The sequence below is a fragment of the Bacillus sp. SIMBA_005 genome (assembly GCF_046535585.1).
GTDB classification, from domain to species: domain Bacteria; phylum Bacillota; class Bacilli; order Bacillales; family Bacillaceae; genus Bacillus; species Bacillus pumilus.
Genome location: NZ_JAWRWI010001114.1, coordinates 1 through 238 on the forward strand (window position 1 = coordinate 1; position 238 = coordinate 238).

The 238-nt window shown below is 46.2% G+C and carries 1 protein-coding gene; it reads right to left on the reverse strand.

Features of this window, described 5'->3' with window-relative positions:
• Positions 1-238 (reverse strand): MFS transporter (locus SB660_RS23585; RefSeq protein ID WP_410585015.1); only part of this gene is annotated, 238 nt, incomplete at both ends.

The following is a 238-nucleotide window of genomic DNA, read 5'->3' on the forward strand; positions in this document are numbered from 1 at the left end:
TAGTGAAATGCTGTCCGAAAGTGGAATAATCGTGCTTTGAAAGGCTGCAAAACAGGCCGCAATCAAAATAAACAGAGGGAAACTGTCAAATGCAATATAGGCTAATCCAATGATGCCTGTGATTGATGTGCAAACCGCCAGCAGGCCTTTCGTTTTTTGCGTATAGTCGCTGAGCATGCCCCAAAACGGCTGAAAGAAAATCATCACAATCGGGCCCAGCGACATGATCAAGCCGACC